The sequence below is a fragment of the Fluviirhizobium alvei genome (assembly GCF_030551875.1).
GTDB classification, from domain to species: Bacteria; Pseudomonadota; Alphaproteobacteria; order Rhizobiales; family Rhizobiaceae; genus Rhizobium_E; species Rhizobium_E alvei.
Genome location: NZ_JAUOZU010000024.1, coordinates 1 through 19,357, shown reverse-complemented (window position 1 = coordinate 19,357; position 19,357 = coordinate 1). Strand labels below are relative to the sequence as shown.

Annotated in this window: 39 protein-coding genes; 22 read left to right on the top strand and 17 right to left on the bottom strand. The window is 52.8% G+C overall.

Translation table 11 applies throughout. The annotated features are described in order from the left end of the window. Positions 1-261: 261 nt before the first annotated feature. The 16 genes from Q4481_RS23650 to Q4481_RS23575 form a co-directional block, all read right to left on the bottom strand. Positions 262-516, bottom strand: a complete 255-nt coding sequence (locus tag Q4481_RS23650) for a hypothetical protein (protein ID WP_304378893.1) — start codon at positions 514-516, stop codon at positions 262-264. Continuing rightward, positions 513-1,148, bottom strand: coding sequence for a hypothetical protein (locus Q4481_RS23645; RefSeq protein ID WP_304378892.1), 636 nt, complete (start codon positions 1,146-1,148; stop codon positions 513-515). The genes Q4481_RS23650 and Q4481_RS23645 overlap by 4 nt, the downstream gene beginning before the upstream one ends. Continuing rightward, the gene (locus Q4481_RS23640; RefSeq protein ID WP_304378891.1) at positions 1,084-1,644 is read right to left on the bottom strand and encodes a hypothetical protein; all 561 of its coding nucleotides are present in this window, start codon (positions 1,642-1,644) and stop codon (positions 1,084-1,086) included. The genes Q4481_RS23645 and Q4481_RS23640 overlap by 65 nt, the downstream gene beginning before the upstream one ends. Further along, a complete protein-coding gene (locus Q4481_RS23635) occupies positions 1,641-1,994 on the bottom strand; it encodes a RusA family crossover junction endodeoxyribonuclease (RefSeq protein WP_304378890.1) in 354 nt (117 codons plus the stop codon). Before Q4481_RS23635 ends, Q4481_RS23640 begins: the two co-directional genes overlap by 4 nt. Next, a complete protein-coding gene (locus Q4481_RS23630) occupies positions 1,991-2,554 on the bottom strand; it encodes a hypothetical protein (RefSeq protein ID WP_304378889.1) in 564 nt (187 codons plus the stop codon). Before Q4481_RS23630 ends, Q4481_RS23635 begins: the two co-directional genes overlap by 4 nt. After that, complete coding sequence (locus tag Q4481_RS23625; protein WP_304378888.1) at positions 2,551-3,405, bottom strand: methyltransferase; 855 nt, start codon at positions 3,403-3,405, stop codon at positions 2,551-2,553. Before Q4481_RS23625 ends, Q4481_RS23630 begins: the two co-directional genes overlap by 4 nt. Positions 3,406-4,447: 1,042 nt before the next feature. Next, on the bottom strand, positions 4,448-4,825 hold the full coding sequence (locus tag Q4481_RS23620) for a hypothetical protein (RefSeq protein ID WP_304378887.1): 378 nt from the start codon (positions 4,823-4,825) through the stop codon (positions 4,448-4,450). Positions 4,826-5,087: 262 nt separating this feature from the next. Beyond that, the gene (locus Q4481_RS23615) at positions 5,088-5,261 is read right to left on the bottom strand and encodes a hypothetical protein (RefSeq protein WP_304378886.1); all 174 of its coding nucleotides are present in this window, start codon (positions 5,259-5,261) and stop codon (positions 5,088-5,090) included. Next, complete coding sequence (locus Q4481_RS23610; RefSeq protein WP_304378885.1) at positions 5,254-5,727, bottom strand: hypothetical protein; 474 nt, start codon at positions 5,725-5,727, stop codon at positions 5,254-5,256. The genes Q4481_RS23615 and Q4481_RS23610 overlap by 8 nt, the downstream gene beginning before the upstream one ends. After that, positions 5,724-5,963, bottom strand: a complete 240-nt coding sequence (locus tag Q4481_RS23605) for a hypothetical protein (RefSeq protein ID WP_304378884.1) — start codon at positions 5,961-5,963, stop codon at positions 5,724-5,726. Before Q4481_RS23605 ends, Q4481_RS23610 begins: the two co-directional genes overlap by 4 nt. Further along, positions 5,947-6,285, bottom strand: coding sequence for a hypothetical protein (locus tag Q4481_RS23600; protein ID WP_304378883.1), 339 nt, complete (start codon positions 6,283-6,285; stop codon positions 5,947-5,949). The genes Q4481_RS23605 and Q4481_RS23600 overlap by 17 nt, the downstream gene beginning before the upstream one ends. Further along, entirely contained in the window at positions 6,282-6,467 is a 186-nt protein-coding gene (locus tag Q4481_RS23595) for a hypothetical protein (protein WP_304378882.1), read from the bottom strand. The genes Q4481_RS23600 and Q4481_RS23595 overlap by 4 nt, the downstream gene beginning before the upstream one ends. 127 nt (positions 6,468-6,594) lie before the next feature. Next, positions 6,595-6,768, bottom strand: a complete 174-nt coding sequence (locus Q4481_RS23590; protein ID WP_304378881.1) for a hypothetical protein — start codon at positions 6,766-6,768, stop codon at positions 6,595-6,597. After that, positions 6,768-6,971 (bottom strand): hypothetical protein, encoded by a 204-nt coding sequence (locus Q4481_RS23585; RefSeq protein ID WP_304378880.1) that lies wholly within the window; start codon positions 6,969-6,971, stop codon positions 6,768-6,770. The genes Q4481_RS23590 and Q4481_RS23585 overlap by 1 nt, the downstream gene beginning before the upstream one ends. Then, a complete protein-coding gene (locus tag Q4481_RS23580; protein ID WP_304378879.1) occupies positions 6,971-7,228 on the bottom strand; it encodes a hypothetical protein in 258 nt (85 codons plus the stop codon). The genes Q4481_RS23585 and Q4481_RS23580 overlap by 1 nt, the downstream gene beginning before the upstream one ends. Next, positions 7,228-7,527, bottom strand: coding sequence for a carph-isopro domain-containing protein (locus tag Q4481_RS23575; RefSeq protein WP_304378878.1), 300 nt, complete (start codon positions 7,525-7,527; stop codon positions 7,228-7,230). The genes Q4481_RS23580 and Q4481_RS23575 overlap by 1 nt, the downstream gene beginning before the upstream one ends. Positions 7,528-7,563: 36 nt before the next feature. Here Q4481_RS23575 and Q4481_RS23570 point away from each other — a divergent pair, with 36 nt between their 5' ends. The 15 genes from Q4481_RS23570 to Q4481_RS23505 all read left to right on the top strand — a co-directional run bounded on the left by Q4481_RS23570 (position 7,564) and on the right by Q4481_RS23505 (position 15,203). Then, positions 7,564-8,400 (top strand): XRE family transcriptional regulator, encoded by an 837-nt coding sequence (locus Q4481_RS23570; RefSeq protein WP_304378877.1) that lies wholly within the window; start codon positions 7,564-7,566, stop codon positions 8,398-8,400. A 777-nt stretch (positions 8,401-9,177) separates the two neighbouring features. Continuing rightward, positions 9,178-9,564, top strand: coding sequence for a DUF6948 domain-containing protein (locus Q4481_RS23565; protein WP_304378876.1), 387 nt, complete (start codon positions 9,178-9,180; stop codon positions 9,562-9,564). Beyond that, positions 9,561-9,806: a hypothetical protein gene (locus tag Q4481_RS23560; protein ID WP_304378875.1), complete on the top strand. Its 246-nt coding sequence runs from the start codon at positions 9,561-9,563 to the stop codon at positions 9,804-9,806. The genes Q4481_RS23565 and Q4481_RS23560 overlap by 4 nt, the downstream gene beginning before the upstream one ends. 111 nt (positions 9,807-9,917) lie before the next feature. After that, entirely contained in the window at positions 9,918-10,283 is a 366-nt protein-coding gene (locus Q4481_RS23555) for a hypothetical protein (protein ID WP_304378874.1), read from the top strand. 2 nt (positions 10,284-10,285) lie between these two features. Next, positions 10,286-10,483 (top strand): hypothetical protein, encoded by a 198-nt coding sequence (locus tag Q4481_RS23550; RefSeq protein ID WP_304378873.1) that lies wholly within the window; start codon positions 10,286-10,288, stop codon positions 10,481-10,483. Further along, the gene (locus tag Q4481_RS23545; protein ID WP_304378872.1) at positions 10,480-11,163 is read left to right on the top strand and encodes a ribonuclease H-like domain-containing protein; all 684 of its coding nucleotides are present in this window, start codon (positions 10,480-10,482) and stop codon (positions 11,161-11,163) included. The genes Q4481_RS23550 and Q4481_RS23545 overlap by 4 nt, the downstream gene beginning before the upstream one ends. Further along, the gene (locus Q4481_RS23540) at positions 11,163-11,786 is read left to right on the top strand and encodes an ERF family protein (RefSeq protein WP_304378871.1); all 624 of its coding nucleotides are present in this window, start codon (positions 11,163-11,165) and stop codon (positions 11,784-11,786) included. Before Q4481_RS23545 ends, Q4481_RS23540 begins: the two co-directional genes overlap by 1 nt. Next, positions 11,786-12,208, top strand: a complete 423-nt coding sequence (locus Q4481_RS23535) for a single-stranded DNA-binding protein (RefSeq protein WP_304378870.1) — start codon at positions 11,786-11,788, stop codon at positions 12,206-12,208. Before Q4481_RS23540 ends, Q4481_RS23535 begins: the two co-directional genes overlap by 1 nt. 8 nt (positions 12,209-12,216) lie before the next feature. Next, complete coding sequence (locus Q4481_RS23530) at positions 12,217-12,648, top strand: hypothetical protein (RefSeq protein WP_304378869.1); 432 nt, start codon at positions 12,217-12,219, stop codon at positions 12,646-12,648. Continuing rightward, the gene (locus tag Q4481_RS23525; RefSeq protein ID WP_304378868.1) at positions 12,645-13,022 is read left to right on the top strand and encodes a hypothetical protein; all 378 of its coding nucleotides are present in this window, start codon (positions 12,645-12,647) and stop codon (positions 13,020-13,022) included. The genes Q4481_RS23530 and Q4481_RS23525 overlap by 4 nt, the downstream gene beginning before the upstream one ends. Then, positions 13,019-13,384, top strand: a complete 366-nt coding sequence (locus Q4481_RS23520) for a hypothetical protein (protein ID WP_304378867.1) — start codon at positions 13,019-13,021, stop codon at positions 13,382-13,384. The genes Q4481_RS23525 and Q4481_RS23520 overlap by 4 nt, the downstream gene beginning before the upstream one ends. A 201-nt stretch (positions 13,385-13,585) precedes the next feature. Beyond that, positions 13,586-13,819, top strand: a complete 234-nt coding sequence (locus Q4481_RS23515; RefSeq protein ID WP_304378866.1) for a hypothetical protein — start codon at positions 13,586-13,588, stop codon at positions 13,817-13,819. Between the two features lies 1 nt (position 13,820). Beyond that, complete coding sequence (locus tag Q4481_RS23510; RefSeq protein WP_304378865.1) at positions 13,821-14,138, top strand: hypothetical protein; 318 nt, start codon at positions 13,821-13,823, stop codon at positions 14,136-14,138. Positions 14,139-14,636: 498 nt separating this feature from the next. After that, positions 14,637-14,963: an HNH endonuclease gene (locus Q4481_RS24625; protein WP_354542337.1), complete on the top strand. Its 327-nt coding sequence runs from the start codon at positions 14,637-14,639 to the stop codon at positions 14,961-14,963. A 54-nt stretch (positions 14,964-15,017) separates the two neighbouring features. Further along, positions 15,018-15,203, top strand: a complete 186-nt coding sequence (locus tag Q4481_RS23505; protein ID WP_304378864.1) for a hypothetical protein — start codon at positions 15,018-15,020, stop codon at positions 15,201-15,203. On the opposite strand, the gene Q4481_RS23500 is transcribed toward Q4481_RS23505, so the two are convergent. Continuing rightward, positions 15,204-15,404: a hypothetical protein gene (locus Q4481_RS23500; RefSeq protein WP_304378863.1), complete on the bottom strand. Its 201-nt coding sequence runs from the start codon at positions 15,402-15,404 to the stop codon at positions 15,204-15,206. It abuts the gene before it with no gap. An 85-nt stretch (positions 15,405-15,489) separates the two neighbouring features. Here Q4481_RS23500 and Q4481_RS23495 point away from each other — a divergent pair, with 85 nt between their 5' ends. From Q4481_RS23495 to Q4481_RS23465, 7 genes are all read left to right on the top strand, one after another. Further along, on the top strand, positions 15,490-15,771 hold the full coding sequence (locus tag Q4481_RS23495) for a hypothetical protein (protein ID WP_304378862.1): 282 nt from the start codon (positions 15,490-15,492) through the stop codon (positions 15,769-15,771). Positions 15,772-15,946: 175 nt separating this feature from the next. Then, positions 15,947-16,213: a hypothetical protein gene (locus tag Q4481_RS23490; RefSeq protein ID WP_304378861.1), complete on the top strand. Its 267-nt coding sequence runs from the start codon at positions 15,947-15,949 to the stop codon at positions 16,211-16,213. After that, positions 16,210-16,944 (top strand): hypothetical protein, encoded by a 735-nt coding sequence (locus Q4481_RS23485; RefSeq protein WP_304378860.1) that lies wholly within the window; start codon positions 16,210-16,212, stop codon positions 16,942-16,944. Before Q4481_RS23490 ends, Q4481_RS23485 begins: the two co-directional genes overlap by 4 nt. Beyond that, complete coding sequence (locus Q4481_RS23480) at positions 16,937-17,419, top strand: hypothetical protein (protein WP_304378859.1); 483 nt, start codon at positions 16,937-16,939, stop codon at positions 17,417-17,419. The genes Q4481_RS23485 and Q4481_RS23480 overlap by 8 nt, the downstream gene beginning before the upstream one ends. Then, the gene (locus tag Q4481_RS23475; protein WP_304378858.1) at positions 17,416-17,865 is read left to right on the top strand and encodes a hypothetical protein; all 450 of its coding nucleotides are present in this window, start codon (positions 17,416-17,418) and stop codon (positions 17,863-17,865) included. Before Q4481_RS23480 ends, Q4481_RS23475 begins: the two co-directional genes overlap by 4 nt. A gap of 157 nt (positions 17,866-18,022) precedes the next feature. After that, the gene (locus Q4481_RS23470) at positions 18,023-18,226 is read left to right on the top strand and encodes a hypothetical protein (protein ID WP_304378857.1); all 204 of its coding nucleotides are present in this window, start codon (positions 18,023-18,025) and stop codon (positions 18,224-18,226) included. Next, entirely contained in the window at positions 18,223-19,341 is a 1,119-nt protein-coding gene (locus Q4481_RS23465) for a tyrosine-type recombinase/integrase (protein ID WP_304378856.1), read from the top strand. The genes Q4481_RS23470 and Q4481_RS23465 overlap by 4 nt, the downstream gene beginning before the upstream one ends. Positions 19,342-19,357 lie beyond the last annotated feature (16 nt).

Sequence of the window (19,357 nt, the reverse complement as noted above, 5' to 3'; positions counted from 1 at the left end):
TTTTATGCGTGTCTGGAACCTCTGTGTTTTTCTTCAGTTCAGCCAGCGCCAACTGGACCCGGTATGCTACTTCATGTTCATTGAATAGCATCGGCTGCGTCTGCCACATAGGCGGCGGTATCTTTGTCTCTTTGTCATCAACAAGAGAAACTTTCGTCGCTTTTCTCGGAGCAGTAAACAGCCTTTCACGCACAGCTCTTGCATGGCTTCGTATATCAGCAATGCCGGAGAACTCTGAACGAACCGGGATGATATGCGCTGTCATTCCTGAACCTCACTATGATCCAAACTTGGTCTGTGAGCATGGTACTCACAGCCTAGACGAAATGTTTTCATCATGGCGATCGCTTCTTTTGGTATCTTCTCTCCCTTTGAATTGACCCCTGTCTGAATCAATTCATTGATGTCTTGCCGGCGATCGTCAGCTCGGTTGCGGCATTCTTCCATGCCATATGGCAGCGGGCCCCATGTGCCGACAATTTTTGAGCCTGCATAAAGGATAAGAAATAGCTTCATTCCTGCACCTCACCTAAACTTGCCTGTTCAATCTCTGACTTGATCCTGCGACGAAAGGCCATTTGTGTTGCGTCTGGACCGTCTTTTGCGTCGTTAAGCTGCATGATCTGCGAAAAGTATGCCGCGCGCTCTTCGCTCATCGTCTCTTGCGGTAGCGCGTTCTCAACGCGTGACGCTGCTGTCTCTGCACGGAACCGGCCAAGCACCTCTCGTATGCGCTCTTTCGTTCCATGATCCGGCTTTCTGCTGCGGTATGCGCTGAGATCTTGGAGCGTGCGCTGCTTCTCTATCAGATCAGCTCGCTTGACTCTGTGTTTCTTAGCCTCTGAACGGGCCATGGCTGCCAATTCAGGCGGCTTAGGTATGAAACCGTATTCGATGTCATATTCGCCCTTGAGGATCTTCTTTGTGGCTTCCTGCAGCCCGATCGCCGAGACGTCTCTAAGAGCGTATGAATAGACAGTTTCGATCATCTCCGGGTCTATGCCTTGCGAGTATGCCATGCCAACACGGCGCATAGAAAGCAGGTTGGCGGCAATCATTTCGCTCGTAGGTGGCTGCAGCTTTTCAGTGAGCTCGCCAATCTCCAGGGCTAAGGTCGAAAGCTGGGTTGTCGCTGGCAAAGTGTTCATTGCGGCCTCCATAGACTTTGCGCTCTAAGGCTTGGGTGCATTCGCGTTGATGGCGGGCAAATTCAGTCTCTCTCGCTACGGCCTTTCGGTCGTCGTATCGTCCTTCAAGGATGCGATTGAAACTGGACGGCTGCAAGAGAAAGTCGAGATCCGCTTTCCACCCGCTATTGTTCACACCGCGGCAAAACGAGCTTGCTGCCATCTTCTTGCAAGCTTCTGCCCATGCATCTTCGCCGCTTTCTGCCAAGCGCGCATTGATCTTTTTGACGCGTTCGGCTGTAAGCTTGCGAGGTATGGAGAATCCGGCTTTTTCGGCATAAAGCTTGTAAACATCAAGAGCGCTATCAACAGCAGCGCTTGCTTCATGTTTCGTCTCTGTCTTCGCGCGCTTTGAGCCGTACATCTCGCGCTCCATATCTTCGACGGCTTTTACGACACTCTCATGCGCAAGGCCGGAAGCGAGCATGTGTTTAAGCGCTGTCGCGATCGGTGTCATGATGCTACTGCCTCTTCTGCTTCTTGCAGCAGCACAACGCACTCAGCCGGTAAATCAGCGTCCCAGTGCATTGAAATCCGCTCGCATAGGTTATCGTTTTTGATCACGCCATAATGCTGCAGTGCGTCGAGAATGCCCTTTGCTCTGTTGTCTAGGTCATGCCGCCCGCTTCCGCGACGAAGCGCGATAGATATGGAGAATGGAACCGATATCGGCTCTTTGGGCACCTTGACGAAGTAGCCAACGTCATCGCGCCATTTCTTGTATTCGTTCGATAGCCGGCGGCCTTTCCCCCATCCCGTGTAGAGATCCCATGCAGATGGTGGATATGGCAGGGAAAGTCGTATCATTTTTTCCCCTCCCAAAACATCGTTTTGGTGTAACGAGCGCCCTTTGGTCCCCATATGTACCAAGCATGATCTTCAGTCCCTGACGTGTCGCCAGGGAACCACTGGATACGATCGACAAGAGCGATCTTTGCCCAGAACCGATCATTGTCAGCGAACAGGAACCGGCGCGTCTTTCCAAAATCGAATTTGGCCGTCAGCAGAAGCGCAACGAGGCCGTCGCATCGCTCCAGCGCATTGCGCGCGAATATGACGGCGTCTCGGTTGCCCTTGCCATAAGGAGGGTTCGTGATGATCGCCTGCACCAACGGCTCGCTATGCGGGCGATCGACAAGGAAATCATAGATGGCGTCATGCTGGCGATCGTAGACCGCAATATCGGACGTGCGAACTGTTGCTCCAGCCTCGCGAAGAACATCGGCAATCATGTGGTTGCCAGCCGCCGGCTCCCATACCGTGAGGCCGTGGACTGGGAACCGGCGAATAAGTGCCTCAGTAGCCCACTTTTCTGTTTCGTACAGATCGCGGTGTCTGCGCTCGAAGCGGCTTGCTACTACTGTCATACGACTTCTCCGAATAAGCTCAACTGGCTGGTGGTTCCCGTAGGTTTCGATGTCGCCTGGTAAACAGTGGTAGGCAACTGCACATGAGCGTCGTGGCAAGGAACCGCGGCCAACTCCGCAAACTCACAGCAGACGACCTCGCAGAGCGGGGACACACCGCGCCAGTCGCCAAGATATGTTGCCGTGTCGATGCCGCACGATGGGCCGAAATAGACGCCCGTCTTCTGTTGAAAATCAAATGCCTTTCCGCTCGTATCGCGCTGGTAGTGCTGCGATCCACTGTAGCGGAACCCAGACGACATTTGAGGCAAAATGAACACGCCGTAGCCAGCCAGGTGCGCGGCAATATCTATCACATGGAATTCGAACTCTGCTCCAGTATATCTCGGGCTTCTTTTACCATCAGGTCGCGTTATCCTCCCAAAAGGAGGATTGCTAATGGCGATGTCGAAACGGCCTAGGTCCATATCGATAACATCGAACACGCTAGCCTCTATCCATGTCGCCTCTGGCAAAATCTTCCGTCCGACAGCCACATAGGCTGGGTTGATTTCAATGCAGGTGATGTCTAGCCGTGCCGAAGACCAGCGGTGCATCATAGAAGCTGCAAACGATAGGGTTCCAATACCGGCGCATAGGTCGATCATCCGCCCGGAGAATGTCTCAATCGCAAAATCACGAGCTAGACCATATGGAGTAAAAAAAGCCCCCGATGTGCTGTTGATGTGCATCGCCGACTCCTGCCAGTTTTCAATTACAAAAAACTTTTCGTCATCTGACAGAACGTCCTTATTTAGGAGGTCACAGGCCTGCTGATGGGCTTTCGCTTGCGCTTTCGTGAGCTTTGCCATTATTGCCCAGCCTCCCTTCTTGCTAGCGCCTTGGCATAGGCGGCGCGTATTTCCGTCAGCATGGCGATGTCGTCAAAGCAGGATCGGAAAAGGTAACTGTCCATCATATTACATGCCTCCACGTCTTCCGATGGATGACACTGTTGACGGTGGAAATGTTTACCCCGAAAAGTTCCGCGAGTTCTTCTTGAGTTGAATTGCCGGCTTTATACACTCGTCGCATATAAGCAACCCGCTCCTCAGACAGTTTTGCTGATGGCGAGTTGCTGCCGAAACGCGCTCTTGGCCTCACCTTATTGTTCTCGGCAAAAGTTTCCCACTTCAAATGCCGAGGGTTGACGCATCCTTGGTGACCGTTATGGCAAGTATGTGCAGCTTGGAGATCAGGAGACTCTGGAACTCCATGCGCTAAAATGCACATGAACCTGCTAGCCTGCATGTTCCTCCCATCGACAAGAATGAGGCCATATCCCTTATTGGCCTTGCCAAATGGCCACTTTAAGCACTCATCACCAGCATAGCGCTTGTGATCTTCCATCCATCTCATAGGATCTCCGGCGAACGTCCTTCCACCGAGTGGGTCGCCATGCTTTAGAAGACGGTAGTAGTGTATTGCGCAGCAACCGCGTGATCCGCCGCCAGAACGATGGCCATTTCTCTCGCAGTCATCCACAGAGCATTTGATGAATACATGTCGTCTAGCCATTACTCACCTATTCAATCCACTTCAAGCCATTTCTTTGCGCTCGCTATGCGCCTATCTATCCATGACAGCATTTCGGCTGGGTCTGTCATCCCAGCACCGCCTTCGCCACCTGATTGGCTATCGCTATAAACACCACACCACATGTCAATCCAGACAGAAAAATCGATCTGTCGCGTCTCTCGTGCGCATATGCCATCGATGCAATGAGAATAACATAACAGGCCAAAAATAGGCCCCACAAAACCACGTTCATCGATCGTTCTCCTCACCATGCAGTTGGTGCCAACCCATCGTTGCCGCCTCTATCCCGGAGCAGACACTTCCGTATATCATCACCTACCCCTCGCCTTCCTCGCCAGCCAAAGCACGAGCCAAGCGGAGAATTTTCGTATTGTCTGCCAAAGCCTTCTCATGCTCGTAGGCCCGATCTATCTTATTGAGTGCCGCTTGATATGCCGTCGCCAGCGCGATGAAGTTTGACATCATGATGTCTTTTACTTCGCGATGACGTAGCCTCATCAAGAACGATGCCGGCACGCCGTATTTCGTCTGAACGCGGTAACTGGCTGCCTCTATCGTATCGCCAGGCCCACGATGTTCCTTGGCTAGGAGAAACCCAGCCATTCCTTTGACGTCGTCCATTAAAGCAGCACGCATTACCTTGTCTTTCCTGCCAAAAATTTCGTCGTGAAAACCATGTGTTTTGTCGTCCATGACAATTTTCCTTTGCTTGATTGCTCTTGTTCAAGGAGGCAGTCATGCGCAGGAAGTCGAATAAGAGTGGTCGTGGGAAAAATCAGAGGCCGGTTGCGGAGCCAAATCAAATTCCCACGACCGTCCGCCGCATCGGCGAGACGTTTATTCCAATATCGGAAGCGACAAACGCCGTAGTTCTTCGGCTATCCAGTCGCTTTCCGCGAATTAGGTGCGAGCGCCGCGGGGAGGAGGATGACGCGGCGCTCGCTATCGATCAGCCTTACAGGGAGGAGTGACCGATCGAATGGTTGTCTTTGAAATTCACCTGGTCGCCTTCAAGCGCGCCGTTCATGTCTTCTTCATCATGTTCATTACGAGAGAAGCGGACGAGCGCCACGGCGAAGACAAACAGCACAAACACAAATCCAACGATTGCGTAGAGGATACTATGCATGTTCGTAGTCCTCAAACTGTTGACGTTTAGCGCGCGTCATCTTCTTAGGTTTCTCGCGCTTTTGCTCTACCTTTACAGTCACAACGGAAGACCCGCGAATAACCAATGTGCAATCATCAAGCCTCACAGCAGACGCGCCGGCCTTTATCGCTGCCTCTGCCTTCTCAAGCAAAATTCCGCGTATCTGCTCAATGTCAACTTCATGCACGCGCTCAATGTATCTCAACAAAGCGTGATCGCTCACCGTCGGCACAATCGCGTCATTTTGTTCGCGCCGCTTGATCTCCGCGTCGATCTCATCTGCTTTCTTTTCAAGCCTTCCGATGACAGCCAGTGGCTCGGCAAGGCGCGCCTGCATTTCGATGCGTATAGAATTAGCTAGCGCCTGTGCATCTGCGATTTCAGCTCGCAGCTGTGAAAGATCAGCTTCCAACTTTGAGCGAGGGACGGAACGATATGACGTCATACCATCACCATAGAAACGCGATGTTCGTTCTCCTGCTTAACTGCTTCTGCCATCTCGTAGTTGATGGCGGTGAAGAGGCGCATCTGTCTAGCGCTAAGGTTCTCTCGTCCGCCGTCATGGTGTACGATCGTGAAGCCGCCGTGCGAGCCTTTCCATACCTTCGGAGCTTCACCGCCGAAGTGAGCGCGATAGCTGGACTTGTAATCCTCTATGAGTTCGTCAGGCCGCTGTGTCATAGCTTCCACCAAGGAATGATTGAAGAATTTCAGCACTTGGCATTGCTGCCCACATCACAGGCGCCTCGTTGGCCGCAAAAACGCTCCATCGATCGCCATCAAGCTTCGATCCGGATTGCGTAAAGCGAGGCGGAATGTAATGCGTCACGACGATCTTTCCGCACTTCGTAAGCGCAAGAATTTTCGTAGGTACGTACTCTTCGTAAACCCTGCGCTCTCGCTTTCCGTTTCGCTGAACATCGACAACCTTTTCGACAATCTCACCACGCGGGGCGGCGTCAATGTCGGTTGACCATTCAAGAACTGTTGTAATCATCTTCATGCACCCTCTCCCCATACTCGGTGTCCAGAACCGCGCACGGCTTGACGCTCAACATCGAACATCACAGCGCGATCAAACTGTTCTTCTGGAATGTCGATCTCGTTCAGGATCTCAACCGCGAAAACTTCAATGCGGCTGGTCGCAAGATCGAACTCTTGTTCAATGGTGGCTGGCGTGTTCATTCCGCAGCCTCCATGGTCGAATTTAATGCCGCGCTTTCTTCGGAACCGCGCGCGGCAACGGCTGGCGTCAGGTCGGAGTCCCCTGCCGAATTGGAAATGATTTCGCGTGCAATTCCGTGAGCGTCAGTCATTTCGACGCCCCGTGTACGCAGTTGCCAGAAATAACCTGGTTTCCTGCTTTGATGCACTCTAACTCCATTTCAGCTGATCGCTTCATTTCTGCGTCTGAGAAATAGAAAGCACCGCCAACCACAAACGCGATCAGCAAGAAAAATGAGATATAAAAAATGTTGTCACCCATCACGCGTTCTCCAGTTCGGAAAGGACAGACGCTGTGCTTTTGAAAAACGATCTCTTTGCAAGCTCTACAGGGACGCGAATGACCATCTCGGCCTTGTCGTCAATGAGCCAACGGATAAGATTAGCGCGAACCTTCTCCGTGTCTTCAGCGCCCATGACGCCGGTAATTTTGCCGTCAACAGATTTGAGAAATGCCTCTTCCATCACACGTCTCCATTCTGCAGATGCTCTATCGCCTCTTCGCGTGTCATACGTTTCAAGCCTGAGTTCATTTCCGCAACTCTTGAGAACAAAACGAAAAACGCCAAAATGAACCCGGCCCACTCCATCGTTGAAGAACCAACAAAGACGCCTAGCAGGATAAGTCCTGCAAACAGAGCAAACGTAGAGCTGTCACGCATCCACGACTTGGAGACGCTTTCATGAATGATGATGAACTTAACGACCGGCTTGTCAGTCATTACACGCCCTCCTGCGCTGTCTCACGGAACACGTCATGGCGTAGCTTTTCGCGCCCACCTCGACGTCTCATCGCTGCATTCGCCATGACAGTTGCGATCGCCTCTAGCGTTATGTCGTCGCGCCCTAATGTCGCGCATTCAGCTACGATAGCAGGCCAGTATTCGACCGGGATGCTGTCGCGTCTCTTCATCTCAGAGACAGCAGACGGGCCCTTACAAATCACCCTCGCCATCGAGGCGTTCCCGCCGAGTACCGAGACGATGTCATCAACTGTTTCGATTTCTGTGATCATGTTCATGGCACTAATCAACACGATATATGTTGCGTTGTCAACATGATTTGTGTTGCAAACTCTGAAAACCTTCTGGCCATGACAAGCATGGGCGAAAGACTCAAAAAAATGAGAGAGGAAGCGGGCTTTGAATCCGCTTCAAAGGCAGCGGCTGCGCTCGGCGTTTCAGCTTCGAGTTATCGTGCGCATGAAAACGGACAAAATGAATTTTCGCCTGATATGGCAGAGAAGTACGCCCGCAAATTCAATACGAGCGCGGCATACCTGCTTACCGGAGAGAATGTAGAACGTCCGTCAAAGCCGGCGCCATATCGCATCGTCAGCTCATTTGACCCAGATCAGCCAGAAAACGAGAATGGCGACGAATGGGATGGCAACGGCGGCGCTCTTGTCGATGGGCTTATCACGTTCAATCGAACGATTAGCGGGTCTTCTCCTGAGTTCTCAGCGCGCCCTGGGCTTGGACAAGGGCAGATTGACGACCGATCGGCGCGCGTCGTTTCTAATGGCATCGCCACCGGGCATCCAGTCGTCAACGAATGGCTTATTCCGCCCGGCTATATCCGCAATGCGCTTGACGCGGCGCCGTCACAGATTATCGTCCTTCCAGTGATCGGACATTCTATGGAGCCCGTGCTACGCTCGAACGATCGTATTCTAGTGGACGTCTCGCAAAACGCTTGGATGGGTGACGCTGTCTATGTGATCGATGACGGGGACGGCGTGCTGCAGGCTAAGACGCTCAAGAAAGTAACATCGTCTCACCCGCCGGCCTACCGCATTGTTTCTGAGGCGTCACCAGACGAGCCGCCCGTAATCAGAGCATTCGATGAATTCAGAATAGTTGGCCGCGTAGTCGGTCGTTTCACAAAGATGTGATCATTCACTTCAAACAACCTGCCACCAGTATCATAGGCATAACCTAGTCTAATGATGGTCCTGAGGAGGAGCACCAGCCATGTGCGCTAGCTACGCACCAAGCATCCATGAAGTCCATATACCCCGATAGCTCGGTTTGTTTTCCCTGCCGCTACAGGGCTTGAGGTCTACATCCTCCCGCTGGTCAGGCGGTACAATCGGAACTCTGTAGAAACATTTGGCGGCTTTCGCCTCCATCCTCGAAAGGTGCTATCGGTTGTCCGGCAGTTTGCAAAACTGTGTTTCCGGCGGGCCATCAACCCCGTGTAACTTCGTCCGATGAGCCTGGCATCGGCACCGCGTCCATTTCATATACCTGATGATAGGCGACGCGGGCGAAACTTCTAAAAACCGCTGCCTTTGCGTTTCTGGTTGAATATTTTTGGCGGGAACCTCCGAGCAGACCCAAAAAAATCAACTTTTCACGCCTCAAAACAACATTATCCTATTCCATCTATTTTTTTGATGTGTTAGGCATAATGCATCATTTTTTGACACTCCGCGGCTTGTGCTGCTTCGTGTTTTGCTTTGAGCGCCGGCAGGATCATCCCTCCGGCGTTTTTCTTTTGCCCCTATTAGATCAATTGCGCAACATTTTTTGTGTTGCTCCGGTCGTTTTCAACACGATTTATGTTGACACGTTTTATGTTGCTGCTACAGTACTCCTCGCAAGCCGCACGAATGATGCTCCAAGGACGACGAAACGGGCGGCTGGTTATCAACCCAACGGAGGCGACAGTGGACATCAACGAACTCACAATTGGTCAGGCAAAAGAACTGGCTGCAATGTTTGGCGCGGCGACACAGCAGGCGTCAGGCACATTTACGCCGCATATCGGCAAGCGCTGCATTATCCGCACGTACGCTTCCGGTGTGTTCTTTGGCGAAGTCGCAGCGCAAGACGGTCGCATGGTGGAAATCAAGAATTGCCGCCGTCTTTGGTCGTGGAAGGCAAAGGAAGGGATCAGCCTTTCGGCAGTCGCCACCAATGGCGTGAGCGGATCGACAAACAAGTTCTCTCCGACTGTTCCGACGCAGACAGTTCTTGATGCGCTTGAGATTATTCCTGCTTCTGATGCGGCAATCGCAAGCATTGATGCGATAAAGGACGCTGTGCAGTCGTGAATAAGGCTCTTGCTTTTGAAGACTACGAAATCGGCGACGGCGACGGCGACGGCGACGGCTCCGGCTCCGGCTACGGCTCCGGCTACGGCTACGGCTACGGCGACGGCTCCGGCTACGGCTACGGCTACGGCGACGGCTACGGCTACGGCTACGGCTACGGCTACGGCTACGGCTACGGCTACGGCTACGGCTACGGCTACGGCTCCGGCTCCGGCTACGGCGACGGCTCCGGCTACGGCTAAATTCGAAAGCGACTAGATCGGAGGTGCAAGATGTAACCCACCGCCCGGAACAACAGCCACCGGGCCGGGCCACGAGCAATCCGGCGGCTAACGATCAACGGAGTGAGGACAATGGACGATCTCGAGTTTGCATTCGAAGAACTGCAGCTGACCATCGGCGGTTTCCCGTGCGAAGGAGCTATGTTTGAAGGAACGGCGATCCTGAGTGAAAAGGACGGGCTGTTTGAAGTCTCGTCTATCGAACTCAAGGGCGGTCATATCCTGCTGCCTGAAAGCAACCGCTGCTATGTGGTCACCAGCCGCGAGAAGATGCTGTTTCATTGGATCGCTGACGTCATCACAGACACAACCACCGACATCGGCAAACGTGCCGTCGAGGAATGGTGGGAGGCATTGGCCAATGATCGCGACGACCGCCGCATGGGCTACGGCTACGGCGATCGCGTTTACAACGCTATGCGCGAAGCTGCGGAGTGATCATGTACGACCAGTTCATCAACGGCGCTAAGTCGGCACGCAAGCTTGCTGCAGAATGCGCGGATGAAGCGCGTACATCAGATACCAAGCGCGCCACATATCTCATGGCAGAAAGCCGCCGGCACATTGAGCGGGCAGAAGATTACGAAATGCGCGCCTCGTTGTGCGTGAAGGATTGCGAACAGGAGATCGCGGCATGACGACGCTATACCTCGATATTGAGAGCATCCCGGCACAGTCCGAAGCAGTTCGCCAGCAGATCGCAGACAGCGTCAAGCCGCCTGCATCCATGAAGAAAGCTGACACGATCGCAGCTTGGGAAGCTGAACAGAAGCCGGCGGCTGTCGAAGAAGCTATTGCGAAGACGGCACTGAACGGTGCGCTCGGTCATATCTGCTGCATTGGCTGGGCTGTTGATAATCTTTCAACGGGCTCATTCAGCATGACTGAATTTTCTCCTGAAAATGAGGCTGATATCATAACCAATTTCTTCTGTTCCGTTGACCAATACATAGACCAATACAGAGCCACTAAGATCGTAGGGCACTACGTCGTCGGCTTCGACATCCGCTTCATCTGGCAGCGCTGCATTGTCCTTGGCATCCGTGCGCCGTCGTGGCTTCCGCGTGATCCTAAGCCATGGGATGCGAACGTATTCGATACCATGACAGCATGGGCCGGAGCGCGTGACACGATCAGCCTGGATAACCTTTGCCGTGCGCTTGGCATTGAAGGCAAGGGCGACATTGACGGCTCTATGGTTGGAAAGATGTTCGCGGAAGGCCGTCACGATGAAATAGCGGCGTACTGCCGGCAGGACGTCGAACGCGTCCGCGCTGTTCACCGCAAGATGAGACTCGCATTTGGGGAGGCTGCATAATGTCCAGCGCAAAGAACGTTCACCAGCGCCTTGCTATGGCAATGGGTGATGTAGACTACATCCAGAAGGAAAAGAAGCAGGGGATGAACTATACGATCGTGTCGCACGATGCGGTCACTGCAAAGGTTCGCCCGGTCCTTCTTAAGCACGGCATCGTTTACTATCCGGTGCGCTGCGAACACACCCACAACGGTAATCGCGCCGAATGCTCGCTTACAGTTCGGTTTGTCAATATTGACGAGCCGTCAGACTTCTTCGACGTTCCGACGTTTGGGTATGGCATCGACACGCAAGACAAGGGGCCTGGTAAGGCGATGTCATATGCGGTCAAGTACGCGCTGTTGAAAGCCCTTGGCCTTGAGACTGGCGATGACCCTGACACTGAGAGCGTCGATTACTCGAAGGCCGATCCACACATTCCGCCATTCAACGCGCAGGCGGCAGCAGACCGCATCAAGAACTCAATCGAGCTTCAATACGATGGCGCATCATTGAAGACGCTGTACAAGCATGAAGAACGGTGCATCGGCGATATCGAGCGTGCAGATAAGAAGCTTCATGCAGAAGTCTTGGCTGCATTTGCAGCACGGAAACAGGTAATCACACAGAAGGAAGTTGCTTGATGCAATTGCTTATCATCGCCGGCACGGTTGGCAAAGACGCGGTACTGAGGCGTACACAAGGTGGGGACCCGGTCCTAGGGTTCTCTGTCGCCGTGAATAACGGCAAGGACAAAAACACAGGCAACGATCGCCCTCCTTTGTGGGTTGATGCCGCGGTATGGGGAAAGCGCGGGGAAGCGCTCGAGCGCCATATCACGAAAGGGACGAAGGTTACGCTGCATGGGCGCCCGACCGTGCGGTCGCATGATGGGAACGCGTATCTCGGTATTGTCGTTGACGATATCACGTTCCAAGGCGGCACAAAGAGCGACCGTGAAAGCGATCGCGATGATTACAGTGCGCGCGATAGCGGAAAGCAGAAAACGCGCTCACAGGCTCCTGCGTCGTCGTATGACGATATGGACGACGATATTCCGTTTTGATGGCCGCCATGCGCAAGAAAGAGAAGCCGCCGCTTATCCAGGTGCAAATGACGCCACGAGGTCTAAGGCCTTTGACGCCGGATGACGCGGAAAAGATGGCACGCCTTGCGCAGGGATCGATTTACGAGATCACGCCAACGTCGAAGCGTTCAAGCAAGCAGCTGCGGACATACTGGAAGGCGCTTGGTCTGGTCGTAAGGACAACAGGTAAATGGTCAACGGCAGAGAACCTGCACCGCGACCTAAAGATAACGCTGGGCTACTGCGAGCAGGCCGTGAACATGCGGACAGGTGAGATCACACTTGTACCTGATAGCGCAGCACTAGATCGCATGAGCCCAGAAGAATTCAACGCATACATGACGCGAGCTATGGCGACATTGTCCGATGCAGTCGGATATGACCCGCTCGCTTTTCTCAGTGAGGAGATGGCAGCATGAGCAGATACACATACATCATCGACAAGCTGCGTGAAGCTACAGGGCCGGATCGCGAACTGGATTGGAGAATTGCAGATGCTCTCGACATCCCATATCCATGGGTCAAGACTGACAGATGGCCACCGTTCGCAAAAGGCTCTTTGCTCGAAAAAGAGATACCTGCATACACGGCAAGCATAGACGCTTGCGTTGCTCTTGTAGAGCGCATGCTGCCTGGGTACGACTGGGGATTTGGGCGCGACGCCGGGGCGTTTTCAGCTGGGCTGTCTGAGTCATTCCATTCAAAAATTATAGAATGTTTTGGGCCAACGCTACCTTTAGCAATCCTGCGAGCACTATTCCAAGCGCTTGAAGAGAAGGAGATGACAGCATGAGCAAGTTTAAGGTTGGTGATAGGGTTAGGCTCAAGGCAGATGGTCGGCTAGGGGTTATCACAGCGATTGATTTCGGTTTTTACTATGCTGTAAGATGGGATAAAGGTGACAATATTGGCTGTTACGATTGTCGTTGGAGTGACCGCGATCTTGAGCTTGTCGATGTAACCAATACACAAATCCCGCGAGACACCGACACGCTCACCATCCGCGACCAGTTCGCAATGGCTGCTCTGACTGGGCTCATGTCTGCGCATGACGACCGCGGTGAATGGACGACTGCTGATGCGGCAGTACAGGCGGCTCAGATTGTTTACGAGGCAGCAGACGCCATGCTTGAGGCGAGGAAGGTGAAGGCATGAAAACGTTGGTCGTATGGTTCGCCGCTGCTGTCTACGCTATCGGCGCAATCTTTACATTTGGGCTCGTTTGGCATCGAACCTGGTGCAGCACACCTCAGTACCCTAGCGCGTGCGAAGAAAAGAAGGTCTTTGCGTCTGTGCTTTCGGCTATAGCTTGGCCATTCGCTATAAGCGTTATCATGCAGGAGCGTGGGTGACACCATGACGCACGTCAAAGCCCACACACGCCGCCAGTCATCCGCGTCGATCGAACAGCGCCGCATACGCGACCTGACGACCGATTTGCTGCGACAGGAAATCCAAATTGCCCGCGCGATGGATCGCTTGAACAAGATCCGTGATCAGGTCGGCTGGACGCAGGACCGCACCGCGTCACAGAGCGAAACGCTGGCAGCCATACTGCCGATATCGGCATTCATGGGAATGGGGGTGTGAGATGGACGAAAGAACGCTTGAGGCTCTGAAGGCTTCAATTGCTAATTGGGAGCGGAATGCGAAAGTGGAGAAGATGGAAGACGCGAAGTTGGGCGTCATTAATTGCCCACTTTGTAATATGTTCTGGTTAGACGATTGCAAAGGATGCCCAGTAGCAAAAAATACAGGGACGAGGCTTTGCGCAAAAACTCCATACCACGACGCTGAAGACGAATTAGAAAACGGTAACATTGAATCATTCCGCAAAGCCGCTCTTGCCGAAGTCGAGTTCCTGAAATCACTGTTGCCGGAAGGTGAGCGTGATGGCCCCTCGCCTTGAATTCAGCCGCAAGACAAAGTCTGCGATAATGACTCATAACATTAGCATGCCAAGAGCATCATCAAAAAACTTCAAATGGCTTGCGCATATAGCAGAAAGCACGAGCCATGACGACTGCATAAATTGGCCTTTCTCGAAAAGAGAAAATGGATATGGACAGATATTTTGGAGAGGTAAGAGGACGACGACAAATAGGGTAGTTTGCATACTTTCAAATGGTGAGCCCATTAACAATAAGCTCGAAGCTGCTCATAGCTGCGGAAATAGTTTATGTTGCAACCCAAACCACATTTCATGGAAGACGCCAAAAGATAATAGGCGTGACAAAATAATGCATGGAACTCACATCCAAGGGGAGCAAATATCATGGTCGAAGCTAAAGGAGGAGGACGTAAGGTTAATAAAATCTGAGCTTATAAAAAACATGACATCATTGCAAATCGCACGGACCTACGGTGTTTCCAGGTCAACAATTGATGACATAAAAAAACGTGCCTCATGGAAGCACGTAGAATGAAAAGAGTAGAGTTTAGCAGAAAAATAAGAGCGTTATCCTTCGCCAAATGCAAAGGATATTGTGAAGCCTGCAGAGCGAAATTGAAGCCATGTGAAGCGGAGTATGACCATATCACGCCACTAGCTCTTGGCGGAGATAGCTCATTGGATAACTGCCAAGTCATATGCAAAGTATGCCATAAGAGCAAATCGGCAGACGATGTTCGACGCATCCGCAAGGCCGATCGGCAAAGAGACAAGAACAGCGGAGCGATCCGTCCGAAAGGCGAGATCAAGTCAGCCGGGTTTGCGAAAAAAGCCACGACCTGAGAAGCTGCCATTGCCGGCGCGACGGTCACTTTATGAGGTGGTGGAATGAAAAGCATGAACATCGCAATTCAAGAAGGCCAACGGGCGCTTGTGGTCGATAGCGCGCCAACTGGCACCACCGGCTTCATTTCATGGGAGCGACTTGCAAAGACGCTGTGCATGCAGGGTGAAACGGTGTTCCACATCAAGGCAAACGAGGACGGGCTGTCGTTCTATGTGCGATGGGATGAGAACCGCTGATTACTTCTTATCGGCCTTTTCACGGCGCTCTAGTTCAGCGTCGATGGCAGACCTGATCATGGTAACGCGGTCTTCGTCTTCACCGCGAACTTGATCGATCCGCTTGATCATCTCGTCAGTCAACGGAAGCGTGATGCGGCTCTGAAATTGTTTCTTGCGTCCCATGCGCCGAGATAAAGCGGAGTCTTTTGCCTGAGTCAAGTTTCACCTTTTTCGTATGTACGATATTGACTGAATATCATATATACGATACAAGTTCAACCATACATACGAAAAGGACGAGGAAATGACTGACGCAAGCGCATGGCAGCCGATCGAAACGGCGCCGAGAGATGGCACGCCAATTCAGGCAAAGATACCTGGATACGGTTCTGATTATGTCATCGCTTGGACACACGGGTTTTTCGATGAAGACGGCAACAACTGCTGTTGCTGGGTGATCGTTGAAGATCAAGAGCCGCCAGACTGCTGGCATGACGGCGTCTGCTGGGGAAGCAACGCCGATGGCATCGCGTCTATAAAGCCGTCCGAATGGAAGCCACTTCCACCTAACAAAGGTGACGAATGAGAACCAAAGAGAAGAAGAAAACACTCACTATTAGGCTAACAGACGAGCAGCGGGACACATTGGAGCGCGCGTCTACAATTGGGCCTTATAGGATATCGTATACAGAGATCGTCAACAGAGGCATTGAACTGGCTCTTAAAGAGCTTGATGCCATGGCAGGAAAAGGCGGTGAAGCATGACACACGCTACGAATTGCACGCGCTACGGTGCTGGAGGATGTGCAGGTGACGGCGGAGAAACCTGCCGCCGCTGTCCGTCTAAGGCGCTGTCTGAAACGGCAACTTCGATCAAGCAAGCAGCGATCGCGGAATGGCGCCATCAGATGCACACGGCATTCATCGGCGTACTTTGGACGGTGCTTGCGCTGGCAGTGATCGGAACATCCGCCGGCTTTGGGCTCGGTAAAACAGAAACAAGTTACCAGATGGATGCAAGGCGATGACTGACGCATGGAAGATGGTTCCACTGGAGCCGACTGAAGAGATGCTAGACGCCTATTGGAAACTCACAGGCGAAAGCAAGGAAATGCGCGCAAGAACGCATGCCTATATGCGGAGATATTATAAAGCCATGCTTGCCGCCGCACCGGAACAGAAGATTGCAACTATTCTCTGCTTTGGAGAAGGAAAGGTTGTGGTTGCCAAAGGCACTTACGGAACCCGTGGCGCTGTTTTTATCACCGAGGCAAAAATGCCGGGAGAATTGGGAGCGTCAGCAGAAAGGGAAGGCATCCCCAAAGACAGGCTTATTCCGGGTCAGATCGTTTTGAGTTTCCCGACGACTGAGCAGGCCGCGCGCGTTGAAAGCGCGCTTATGAACGATCCACAGCCATCCGACGACATCACCGACCTCAAGGCGGAGAACAAGCGGCTGCGGGAAGCTATGGAACTGGCTACGCCTAAGAAGCATATATTGCGCCCAATCGTTGACGACGAGACGGAAATCCTGAAGCGCCTTGCCGCCGGAGACACCATCCGCTTTTCACAGGATGGCGACGCGGCATGGTTTACGAAGGGCGACGGTGCCTTTGTTGGCAACGCAATCATAAGCCTGCGCAGCAAAGGCTATCTCAAACGCGAATGCGACGATGAAGAGAATTACCGCGGCATGTCAGAATATGACACCATCAGCGATCTTGGCCGCGCCGCTCTCAATGGAGGCGACCATGAGTGACATCGTGGAACGGCTCACAATGATCGCAGATGCTTGCAAAAGGCCAGATGGGTCAGACATCCCACTTGGTCTTGAACTTCGCGAAGCGGCAAACGAAATCACCGCCCTCCGCTCTCGCCTTGAGCAGGCGGAGAAAGAGCGGGAAGAACTGCGCATCACGGCGGACGCTGTTCGTCGAGTTTCTGTTAAATACGCCAAGGCAAAGACAGCCGCCGAAAAGGCCCTAGCCGATGCCCGCATTGAAATAGACGCCATGCGCAAAAAGGCAATCGAAAATGCCAGGGAGCGCAATACGGCGGAAACCAAACTTCGGGAAGCCGTTGAATTGATCAGACCATTCGGCGAAAGTGATATTATAGACTTAGCAGAATTCAAAATGCTTACTGATAGCCATTGTATCGGAGGATATTGCACTGATTTTACAATTGGCGATCTTCGTGCCGCTGCTGCATTCCTTGCAAAGGTGACGCCATGACCGACATCAACGAAACGATCGATCGCATTGCCCGCCTTGCATTCGATAATGCCGTTGATCCCGAAGACGGGTCGACCTGCACAAGCGCAGTCAACAAATACGCGCATGACATGGTTATGGAAGCGCTGCGTTATGCGGTGAGAGAGGCTTTCGAGGAAGCTGCGCGGATTGCTGACCAGTACAGGCAACGAGAGACAGGGAATGATTCTTTGGACATCCTGAGTGCTATTTCATCTTACCTGGGATGTGGACTTGGAGATGAGAACACAACAGACGAGGCGTTCTACAAGCGCATCATTTTGGGAATAGATAACCACGCAAATTGCGGAATTGATTTCGGCAGGAGGCAAGCATTTAAAGAAGCGGCGCAGATCGTTGAAAACGCGCCACTGGCACATAGTAACACCGAGATCGCAGCCGCAATCCGCGCAAAGGTGACGCCATGAAATACGCGCTTATCCTGATTTTTTCTACGTTTCAAGGAACGACAAGCCAGATCATCCAAGGCTATCCGACAATAGACGACTGCAAGGCCGCTTATGTCTCAGCACGCGCTAGCATGGAGCATTTGAGCGTGAGAAGTTCATGGGTTGATATGGCAACATGCGTACCAATGCCGAAGGTGACGCCATGACAGCACCCAACGCGATCAAGAAGAGCGATATCAAGCGGGCGGTCGATCTGGCCAAGTCTGAGAACGTCATCGTTGAAATCGAGCGCGACGGAACAAAATGGCGCTTTATGCCCGCTATCCAAGATATCCACAGCTCGTATGAAGTACCAAAGGGCAAGGATGTTCGCCTATGAATGGCAGCATGCCGCGCAAACTCCCTCTCTACGTCGTCAAGGAACGAACCCGTCACGGGAAGGTGATCTTCTATTTCCGTATCGGGAAGGGAGAGCGGACGAGGCTTAATGGCGTCCCAGGGACTGCAGAGTTCAATAAGGCCTATCAAGCCGCCATGAAAGGCGAACGGTTTGAAAAGGACGAGGGGCCGAAAGCGGCGCCGAAATCTGTCCGCTGGCTTATTGAGCGCTACATGGAAAGTTCCGCTTGGGCGGCGTACTCGACAGCGACAAGAAAACAGCACGGGTTGTTTTTCAAGCAGGTGATAGAGAAGGCCGGGAACGAAGATTACCGGAATATCACGCGCAAGAGCATCATGAACGCGCTTGAGGACCGAAAGGGAACGCCGGCACTGGCTAACAACTTCCTTAAGGCGATGAAGGGCCTGTTCAAGTGGGCACTGCGCAACGAGATGGTTCGAGAAGATCCGACAGCTAATGTCGATCGCTTGAAGCACAAGACGAAAGGATTTCCTGTCTGGACGGCTTCCGATGTAGAGGCATTTTGCGAACACTGGCCAGTTGGGACAATGCCGAGGCTTGCGTTCGAGCTATTGGTTCATTCCGGCATTCGTCGCAGTGACGTTTTCAGGGCCGGTCGCCAGCATCTGTCCGGCAATGTGTTTTCAATGGTGACGGAGAAGACCAAAGCGGCCATCACGGTTGAGTTGCCGCCGCGGGTCATGGAAGCGATCGCAGCGACGAAACGCAGCGGGCTCCATTTCCTTGAAAGCTCGCTTGGCAAACCGTTCACATCGAAAGAGTCGTTCGGGAATTGGTTTGGCGATTGCTGCCGAAAGGCCGGCGTAGAAAAGAGCGCTCACGGCCTGCGCAAGCTTTCTGCCACGCTTGCTGCCAATGGTGGCGCGACGACTCATGAATTGATGGCTCAATACGGCTGGTCGAATGTTCAGCAGGCCGAAGTATATACCAGGGGCGCCGATCGGGCCCGGCTTGGGGTGAAGAATTCGCGCGTCGTTGCGGAACAATTAGAGGCCATAAAACCCCGGACCGCTGCCCCGAACCAAATTCCCCCTAACCGCAAACAGGTGGAAATCTCGAAGAAAAAGACTTGAATGGTGGGCCCGGAGG

Bases quoted from the DNA above. Each gene is read 5' to 3' on its own strand.
- Q4481_RS23605 (WP_304378884.1), bottom strand. From the start codon at position 5,963: ATGACACAGCGGCCTGACGAACTCATAGAGGATTACAAGTCCAGCTAT.
- Q4481_RS23545 (WP_304378872.1), top strand. From the start codon at position 10,480: ATGACGACGCTATACCTCGATATTGAGAGCATCCCGGCACAGTCCGAA.
- Q4481_RS23585 (WP_304378880.1), bottom strand. From the start codon at position 6,971: ATGGAAGAGGCATTTCTCAAATCTGTTGACGGCAAAATTACCGGCGTC.
- Q4481_RS23525 (WP_304378868.1), top strand. From the start codon at position 12,645: ATGAGCAGATACACATACATCATCGACAAGCTGCGTGAAGCTACAGGG.
- Q4481_RS23535 (WP_304378870.1), top strand. From the start codon at position 11,786: ATGCAATTGCTTATCATCGCCGGCACGGTTGGCAAAGACGCGGTACTG.
- Q4481_RS23570 (WP_304378877.1), top strand. From the start codon at position 7,564: ATGATTTGTGTTGCAAACTCTGAAAACCTTCTGGCCATGACAAGCATG.
- Q4481_RS23475 (WP_304378858.1), top strand. From the start codon at position 17,416: ATGACCGACATCAACGAAACGATCGATCGCATTGCCCGCCTTGCATTC.
- Q4481_RS23470 (WP_304378857.1), top strand. From the start codon at position 18,023: ATGCGTACCAATGCCGAAGGTGACGCCATGACAGCACCCAACGCGATC.
- Q4481_RS23590 (WP_304378881.1), bottom strand. From the start codon at position 6,768: ATGGGTGACAACATTTTTTATATCTCATTTTTCTTGCTGATCGCGTTT.
- Q4481_RS23480 (WP_304378859.1), top strand. From the start codon at position 16,937: ATGAGTGACATCGTGGAACGGCTCACAATGATCGCAGATGCTTGCAAA.
- Q4481_RS23490 (WP_304378861.1), top strand. From the start codon at position 15,947: ATGACACACGCTACGAATTGCACGCGCTACGGTGCTGGAGGATGTGCA.
- Q4481_RS23505 (WP_304378864.1), top strand. From the start codon at position 15,018: ATGAACATCGCAATTCAAGAAGGCCAACGGGCGCTTGTGGTCGATAGC.
- Q4481_RS23540 (WP_304378871.1), top strand. From the start codon at position 11,163: ATGTCCAGCGCAAAGAACGTTCACCAGCGCCTTGCTATGGCAATGGGT.
- Q4481_RS23530 (WP_304378869.1), top strand. From the start codon at position 12,217: ATGCGCAAGAAAGAGAAGCCGCCGCTTATCCAGGTGCAAATGACGCCA.
- Q4481_RS23580 (WP_304378879.1), bottom strand. From the start codon at position 7,228: ATGACTGACAAGCCGGTCGTTAAGTTCATCATCATTCATGAAAGCGTC.
- Q4481_RS23645 (WP_304378892.1), bottom strand. From the start codon at position 1,148: ATGAACACTTTGCCAGCGACAACCCAGCTTTCGACCTTAGCCCTGGAG.
- Q4481_RS23615 (WP_304378886.1), bottom strand. From the start codon at position 5,261: ATGCATAGTATCCTCTACGCAATCGTTGGATTTGTGTTTGTGCTGTTT.
- Q4481_RS23575 (WP_304378878.1), bottom strand. From the start codon at position 7,527: ATGAACATGATCACAGAAATCGAAACAGTTGATGACATCGTCTCGGTA.
- Q4481_RS23600 (WP_304378883.1), bottom strand. From the start codon at position 6,285: ATGAAGATGATTACAACAGTTCTTGAATGGTCAACCGACATTGACGCC.
- Q4481_RS23510 (WP_304378865.1), top strand. From the start codon at position 13,821: ATGGACGAAAGAACGCTTGAGGCTCTGAAGGCTTCAATTGCTAATTGG.
- Q4481_RS23595 (WP_304378882.1), bottom strand. From the start codon at position 6,467: ATGAACACGCCAGCCACCATTGAACAAGAGTTCGATCTTGCGACCAGC.
- Q4481_RS23640 (WP_304378891.1), bottom strand. From the start codon at position 1,644: ATGACACCGATCGCGACAGCGCTTAAACACATGCTCGCTTCCGGCCTT.
- Q4481_RS23495 (WP_304378862.1), top strand. From the start codon at position 15,490: ATGACTGACGCAAGCGCATGGCAGCCGATCGAAACGGCGCCGAGAGAT.
- Q4481_RS23620 (WP_304378887.1), bottom strand. From the start codon at position 4,825: ATGGACGACAAAACACATGGTTTTCACGACGAAATTTTTGGCAGGAAA.
- Q4481_RS23520 (WP_304378867.1), top strand. From the start codon at position 13,019: ATGAGCAAGTTTAAGGTTGGTGATAGGGTTAGGCTCAAGGCAGATGGT.
- Q4481_RS23550 (WP_304378873.1), top strand. From the start codon at position 10,286: ATGTACGACCAGTTCATCAACGGCGCTAAGTCGGCACGCAAGCTTGCT.
- Q4481_RS23515 (WP_304378866.1), top strand. From the start codon at position 13,586: ATGACGCACGTCAAAGCCCACACACGCCGCCAGTCATCCGCGTCGATC.
- Q4481_RS23555 (WP_304378874.1), top strand. From the start codon at position 9,918: ATGGACGATCTCGAGTTTGCATTCGAAGAACTGCAGCTGACCATCGGC.
- Q4481_RS23650 (WP_304378893.1), bottom strand. From the start codon at position 516: ATGAAGCTATTTCTTATCCTTTATGCAGGCTCAAAAATTGTCGGCACA.
- Q4481_RS23610 (WP_304378885.1), bottom strand. From the start codon at position 5,727: ATGACGTCATATCGTTCCGTCCCTCGCTCAAAGTTGGAAGCTGATCTT.
- Q4481_RS23465 (WP_304378856.1), top strand. From the start codon at position 18,223: ATGAATGGCAGCATGCCGCGCAAACTCCCTCTCTACGTCGTCAAGGAA.
- Q4481_RS23625 (WP_304378888.1), bottom strand. From the start codon at position 3,405: ATGGCAAAGCTCACGAAAGCGCAAGCGAAAGCCCATCAGCAGGCCTGT.
- Q4481_RS23635 (WP_304378890.1), bottom strand. From the start codon at position 1,994: ATGATACGACTTTCCCTGCCATATCCACCATCTGCATGGGATCTCTAC.
- Q4481_RS23630 (WP_304378889.1), bottom strand. From the start codon at position 2,554: ATGACAGTAGTAGCAAGCCGCTTCGAGCGCAGACACCGCGATCTGTAC.
- Q4481_RS23485 (WP_304378860.1), top strand. From the start codon at position 16,210: ATGACTGACGCATGGAAGATGGTTCCACTGGAGCCGACTGAAGAGATG.
- Q4481_RS24625 (WP_354542337.1), top strand. From the start codon at position 14,637: ATGGAAGCACGTAGAATGAAAAGAGTAGAGTTTAGCAGAAAAATAAGA.